Source organism: Vibrio sp. V43_P6S15P86, assembly GCF_009904725.1.
Taxonomy (GTDB): Bacteria; Pseudomonadota; Gammaproteobacteria; order Enterobacterales; family Vibrionaceae; genus Vibrio; species Vibrio diabolicus.
Genome location: NZ_WXWT01000417.1, coordinates 1 through 6,447, shown reverse-complemented (window position 1 = coordinate 6,447; position 6,447 = coordinate 1). Strand labels below are relative to the sequence as shown.

Sequence of the window (6,447 nt, the reverse complement as noted above, 5' to 3'; positions counted from 1 at the left end):
GTCTTCATCACGTAGATAAATCATCCAATACCACATACCAACGAATACACCGCCACCAATGATGTTCCCTATCGTTACAGGGATAAGGTTATTTACGATGAACCCCATCATGTTTAAGTCCGCATAGTTTGCAATATCCGCCCCTGTCATTTGCCAAAATGCTTCCGGTGCAAAATATTTGATTCCAATCGCCATGGGTACTTGGAACATGTTCGCAATACAGTGCTCGAAACCTGCCGACACGAACATAGCTACTGGCAGAATCATGACCGCTATTTTGTCAGTTAATGTACGTCCACTAAACGTCATCCAAACAGCAATACACACCAGCACGTTACACATGATGCCAAGCGCAACAGCAGCAAAGAAACCATGGTGCAATTTGTGTTGAGAGATCGCCATCGCGTTGAGGCCAACTTGGCCGTGATCAAACATATACTGCTTGGTGACCAACATGCATGCTACCAACAAAAGAGCGCCAACCATGTTGCCGAAATAAACCACAAACCAGTTTTTGATTAGCGCTTGCCACGAGATCTTTCCACTCGCTCGCGCTACCAATGTTAATACTGAGCTAGTGAAAAGCTCACCACCTGTAACGACAACAAGAATCAAACCAAGGCTGAAGGCTAGGCCACCGATTAGCCTGGTAATACCCCATGGAAGGTCGCCTGCGCCTGTTGTCACCGTGGTGTAAAAGATGAACGCAATACCAATATGAAGTCCGGCAGAAATTGCCAATAAAAAAGATTTGATCGGTGCTTTAGTTGCTTTACCTACCCCCACTTCAGCCGCGCGTTCCGCAGCCTGAGGCGGTAATAGTGAGTCAAACTGATTGAAGTTCATTGTGGTGTAACATTTAGAAACAATTAAAGAGGCGCGGATAGTCGCTCCATTTCCCTACTTTTTCAAGCGCTATTTGACATGTTTACTAAAAATGTTGTTATCGAGAGATCAACCGATAAAGGTCAACTATCATTCGCAATCGTAACTATCATTGATACTTAACAAGTATTCTGCCTTTCGAACAAAGATCCTGCGTTATATCAGCCTGATAGCGCCATACTTAACACTTCTTATCGTTTAATGTTGCTCAACTCTTCTTTTCAGACTAGCTTGGTAAAAAAAGCGTAAAGGAATCATTTATGAAATATTCAGCTGAACATATCGCCGAATTGAACCTACTTCTTCAGTTCGACTTAAGTAGTGCTGCAACTGGTATTAAAGTTCATACAGACGCGTCAGAAGAAATGCAGGCAGCCGTTGCTCGTCTATACGAGAAGCAACTTTGTACACAGCCTGATGGTGGTTATTTAACAGATGAAGGTATTGAAGTCGCAGAGCATGCGGATAAGATTTTAAGAGTCCTTTCTGTGTAATTTGAACAAAAACGCCACCGAATTCGGTGGCGTTTTTTATTGGTCCCTGCATTTTGTTCCTGCCGAAACCTGCGGTGCTAATCGTTTTTTCATTTTGCTAAATGGCTGAACCTTGTCGTACAACCAATTAAAGCCTGTGGCATAAAATAGGAAGAACACTAGGAAGCCAGCTTCCAACACCAGAGCTTGGAGAAGCGTAATTTCTAAGAACCAAGCAATGACGGGTATAGAGATAAAGATCAACCCTCCCTCGAATCCAATTGTATGCCCAAAACGCATCGCTAAACTTCGCTCAGTTCGATTGCTGCCAAACCACTTATCAAAGTACAAGTTGTAGATGTAATTCCACACGACGGTATACATGCTCAACCCAATCCCAACTAACGCGAGATCACTCGATCCCTTTCCGGTGATCAATGAAGCCGCTGGCACAATGATCGCGAGTGCGATTAACTCAAAAAGTACTGCATGAAAAATTCGTTCGTTACGAGTCATATTTCTCTGTCCAAATAGTTCTACTCAATGCTTAGAATTTTATCTATTATTCAGATAACAAAAAGTTAGATACCATCGGCAAAAGCGATATGTTTACCATCGAACAACTGCAAGCTTTCATTGCTACATCAGAAACCGGATCGTTTTCAGGCGCGGCAAGAAAACTGGGGCGAGCTCAATCCGTAGTCAGCCAACACATCATAAATATGGAAGTCGACTGTGGTGTTGATCTATTTGATCGCTCTGGTCGATATCCGAAATTAACCGAGAGTGGCCTCGCGCTCATACCTTATGCACAAGCGGCAATCAGCCAACTCGACCGATTGAACAACAGAGCATCACAGCTTTTTTCAACACCAACTAATAAATTGGTTTTAGCCATTGATGAAGGGATTCCTCTGACTCGCTTGCCCGACGTGCTAAAAAATTTAGAGCAACGCTTTCCACACTTGCAAGTTGAATGCTTAACAGCTTCAAGTCCGGATATCATTGAATTGGTCAAATCGGAGCGCGCCACTACTGGGATTATTTTGAGTGACTTACAAATGCCAAGACATATCGATTTCACTAATCTTGGTAACATTGCGTTCGATGTCTATGTCTCTTCAACGCACGCTCTAGCACAGCAACGCGTCACTCACATTGATCAACTCAAACAACATCGTCAACTGGTCATACGCTCCAAAAACGCAGAGCCATGTGGTCTCAATCAAGCATTCAGCCCGGATATCTGGTACGCTGATAACTACTATATTTTGTTGGAATTAGCGAATAAAGGGTTTGGTTGGTGCTTTCTTCCAGAGCATTTAGTCGCGTATTCACCGAACACACTGAAAAGAGTTGGGGATGATTTCACAAAGCTGGCTTGGCAAGTCAATGTTGACCTTATTCAACATCAGAAATGGCATTCAGATCCCCTCCATCAACAAGCCAAAACAGAGCTGCTCAATCTATTCGAGCAGACATAAATAAGTAAGTAGGAAGACCCAAATGGCAAATACATTGATCGTAGGTGCAGGCTGGCTCGGAACTCCGCTAGCAGAAACTTTGATGAAAGACGGACACCACGTTGTCGTTACTCGTCGTAACCAAGCTCGGTTAAACGAGTTACCCGCTTCATTAACTCACTCCGCATTATTCGATTTTAATCAACTTAACGCGGCGAAACGGCTAGATGAGTTGCTTAAGCAACATCAAATTACTCACGTTGTCGGTGCTTTTCCCCCTGGTTTTCGTAAAGGACGCGGACAAGAATACGCCCAACAATGGCAAATGCTCGCAAACGCAGCAAAGCAAAACAACGTTGAAAAGCTCGTTATGATTAGCTCTACAACGGTGTATCCCAACCTAGCTTCAGATATGGAAGAAGCAGATGCGTCACTCTCTTTAGCAGCCGACAGCCCTTATTTCTCTGACAATGCACGTATTATGCTGCAAGCCGAGCAGCATGTTATCGATTCTAATATTAGCTTCGTCATTATGCGTTGTAGCGGGCTAATTGGGCCAGACAGGCACCCTTCTCGCTTTGCAATGAGACTAAAACAAGTCAGTCGTAAAGCGCCTGCTAATATGCTTCATCAAGATGATGCGGTATCGGCGGTCAAATTTGCTTTAGATAATTTAAGTAACCAAGTTATTAACGTGACCACACCGCATACCGTCAGCAAGGCGGAGTTCTACCAAGCCGCTATAAATAAGAGCGAAAGTGAGATACCTCTTCCACCAGTCACAGAACAAACAGATAAACGCATTCTCGCAGACAAACTACTCTCACTTGGCTATCAATTTCATTTCAACTCAACTTTGGACGCGCTATGAAACTCTATCGACACATAGAAACACTTTGGGATTACATGCAACTCAAACATGAGCTGAAACCCGCAGACTGTTTGTTTGTGATGTGCAGTAACGATGTGCGTGTAGCAGAACATGCAGCAAATCTGTACCACCAAAAGTTAGCGCCTTTGATTGTATTTTCAGGGGGAGAAGGCCGTTTTACCGATGGACTGTTTGAAAAAAGCGAAGCGGAAACTTTTGCCGAGATTGCCAAGATGTCAGGTGTGCCCAGTGAAGCAATTTTGCTCGAAACTGAATCCACCAACAGTGGAGAAAACGTTCGCTTTACTGAGCAGCGATTGAAAGAGGAAGGAAAACATTGCTCATCGTTTATTCTGGTGCAAAAACCATTTATGGAACGCAGAGCTATAGCGACATTTGAAAAACAGTGGCAGTCACCCTACTCCCAGCTCCAAGTAAGCTCTACGGCTCATCCGTTTTTTGAGTATATTAATGAAGACATGCCATTAATGATGGTGCTAGAAGCACTAATGGAAGATTTCTCTCGTGTAAAAAGCTATCCAGAGAAAGGATTTCAAACCGAGCAGAACATCCCTCAGCAAGTCGAATCGTCTTACCAGGTTTTGCTAGAGAGATTTGGTTTTGACTTAGTCTAAGCCCTTTCTAGCAGACAACAAAAAGCCACCGATTACGGTGGCTTTTCTGTATTAATACGGATTATTTACCGAGTGCTTCTTTGTAATGCTGACGGCACACGGAGACATACTTATCGTTACCGCCGATCGCAACTTGATCGCCCTCTTTAATTGCCACGCCATGTTCATCGGTACGAATAACCATATTCGCTTTGCGACCGCAGTGGCAGATCGTTTTGAGCTCAACCAACTTGTCTGCCCAAGATAACAGGTACTTACTGCCTTCAAAAAGTTCGCCTAGAAAATCGGTGCGAAGGCCGTAACACAATACTGGAATATGCAGTTTATCAACAACTTCAGTAAGTTGGTAAACCTGCTCTTTCGACAAGAACTGACACTCATCAACAAGAATACAGTGACGTTTCTCAACCTCATTCAGAGCTGCGATCTCTTGATATAAATTGGTATCCTGACGAAACAAATGTGCGTCAGATTGAAGACCAATACGAGAGCTCACTTTACCGACACCAAAGCGATCATCTAGTGCCGCCGTAAAAATAACTGGCGTCATGCCGCGTTCTTGATAGTTGAAAGAGGATTGAAGAAGCGTTGTTGATTTACCCGCATTCATTGCTGAGTAATAGAAATACATCTGAGCCACAGAGCATTACCTAAAGTTAAAGTTTTAATTTATGGAAATGGAAAATAAAAGGGCTGAATTATCAGCCCTTTAAAATTGAAAGTTCAATTACTTACGACGCCACGTTGTGCCTTCTGGACCATCTTCCAGAACAATGCCCATGTCGGTTAGCTTGTCACGAGCCATATCTGCATTCGCCCAATCTTTCGCAGCGCGAGAGTCGTTACGCAGCTTGATAAGAGCTTCGATTTCAGCCACTTCATCATCGTTACCTGCATCACCTTTTAGGAAGGCTTCTGGATCTTGGTGAAGAATACCGATCACATCTGCTAGTTCACGCATTAGCGCACCTAGCTCGCTCGCTTTCTCTAGGTTTTCTGTTTTCAGACGGTTAACTTCGCGCGCCATGTCGAACAGAACTGAGTACGCTTCTGGCGTATTGAAGTCATCGTTCATCGCTGCTGTAAAGCGAGATACGTACTCTTCACCACCAGCAGGAGCAGCATTTAGGTCCAAACCACGTAGAGAAGTGTATAGACGCTCAAGCGAAGCGCGTGCTTGGTTTAGGTTCTCTTCGCTGTAGTTTAACTGGCTACGGTAGTGACCAGACATAAGGAAGTAACGAACCGTTTCTGCATCGTAGTGACCAAGTACGTCACGGATAGTAAAGAAGTTGCCTAGAGACTTAGACATCTTCTCGCGATCTACCATCACCATGCCACTGTGCATCCAAGTATTTACATACTTAGTGTCGTGTGCACAGCATGATTGCGCGATTTCGTTTTCGTGGTGTGGGAACTGAAGATCAGAACCGCCACCGTGAATATCAAAGTGATCGCCTAGGATTGAAGAGTTCATAGCAGAACACTCAATGTGCCAGCCTGGACGACCAGGGCCCCATGGTGATTCCCACGTAGGTTCACCTGGTTTAGACATCTTCCAAAGTACAAAGTCTAGTGGGCTGCGTTTGGCTGTTTCGACATCAACGCGCGCGCCCGCTTGCAACTGATCCAAATCTTGTTTAGACAGTTTGCCGTATTCGTCAAACTTGCGAACCTCAAACATTACATCGCCATTATCCGCAACGTAAGCAAAACCACGTTCAATCAGTTTTTGAACAAGTTCGATGATTTCTGGAATAAACTGGGTTGCACGAGGCTCAATATCAGGACGCTTCATGTTTAATGCGTCGAAGTCTGCGTGCATTTCACCGATCAAGCGCTCGGTCAATGAGTCACAAGACTCGCCATTTTCAGCCGCACGTTTAATGATCTTATCATCGATGTCTGTGATGTTGCGTACAAACGTTAGATCGTAACCTAGGTAACGAAGGTAACGTGATACCACGTCAAAGGAGACAAAAGTGCGACCGTGACCGATGTGACAGAGATCGTAGATGGTAACTCCACAGACATACATACCGACTTTGCCAGCTGTAATTGGTTTGAATTCCTCTTTCTGTCTTGTGAGTGTGTTATATATCTTTAACATGATCTCTATC

General features: G+C 44.1%; 8 protein-coding genes. 4 read left to right on the top strand and 4 right to left on the bottom strand.

Features of this window, described 5'->3' with window-relative positions:
- Positions 1-846, bottom strand: an 846-nt coding sequence (gene focA, locus CAG69_RS19035) for a formate transporter FocA (protein WP_161445670.1), incomplete at its 3' end; no start/stop codon positions are given.
- A 299-nt stretch (positions 847-1,145) separates the two neighbouring features.
- Between focA and CAG69_RS19030 the strand changes: the two genes are divergently transcribed.
- Positions 1,146-1,379 carry a TIGR02647 family protein gene (locus CAG69_RS19030; RefSeq protein WP_005378148.1) on the top strand — a complete coding sequence of 78 codons (234 nt, stop codon included), beginning with the start codon at positions 1,146-1,148 and terminating at the stop codon, positions 1,377-1,379.
- Positions 1,380-1,415: 36 nt separating this feature from the next.
- Here CAG69_RS19030 and CAG69_RS19025 read toward each other — a convergent pair whose 3' ends face one another.
- Positions 1,416-1,874 carry a PACE efflux transporter gene (locus tag CAG69_RS19025; protein ID WP_005390910.1) on the bottom strand — a complete coding sequence of 153 codons (459 nt, stop codon included), beginning with the start codon at positions 1,872-1,874 and terminating at the stop codon, positions 1,416-1,418.
- 89 nt (positions 1,875-1,963) lie between these two features.
- Here CAG69_RS19025 and CAG69_RS19020 point away from each other — a divergent pair, with 89 nt between their 5' ends.
- From CAG69_RS19020 to CAG69_RS19010, 3 genes are read left to right on the top strand one after another with little or no spacing between them, the layout of a single operon-like run.
- Positions 1,964-2,842, top strand: coding sequence for a LysR family transcriptional regulator (locus CAG69_RS19020; RefSeq protein WP_012841948.1), 879 nt, complete (start codon positions 1,964-1,966; stop codon positions 2,840-2,842).
- A 22-nt stretch (positions 2,843-2,864) separates the two neighbouring features.
- Entirely contained in the window at positions 2,865-3,692 is an 828-nt protein-coding gene (locus CAG69_RS19015) for an NAD-dependent epimerase/dehydratase family protein (protein WP_161445668.1), read from the top strand.
- Positions 3,689-4,327, top strand: a complete 639-nt coding sequence (locus CAG69_RS19010) for a YdcF family protein (protein WP_104969280.1) — start codon at positions 3,689-3,691, stop codon at positions 4,325-4,327. The genes CAG69_RS19015 and CAG69_RS19010 overlap by 4 nt, the downstream gene beginning before the upstream one ends.
- Positions 4,328-4,388: 61 nt before the next feature.
- Here the strand turns inward: CAG69_RS19010 and CAG69_RS19005 are convergent, their stop codons facing one another.
- The gene (locus CAG69_RS19005; protein WP_005378154.1) at positions 4,389-4,967 is read right to left on the bottom strand and encodes a thymidine kinase; all 579 of its coding nucleotides are present in this window, start codon (positions 4,965-4,967) and stop codon (positions 4,389-4,391) included.
- An 87-nt stretch (positions 4,968-5,054) separates the two neighbouring features.
- Positions 5,055-6,437, bottom strand: a complete 1,383-nt coding sequence (cysS, locus tag CAG69_RS19000) for a cysteine--tRNA ligase (protein WP_161445666.1) — start codon at positions 6,435-6,437, stop codon at positions 5,055-5,057.
- Between the last annotated feature and the right edge of the window lie 10 nt (positions 6,438-6,447).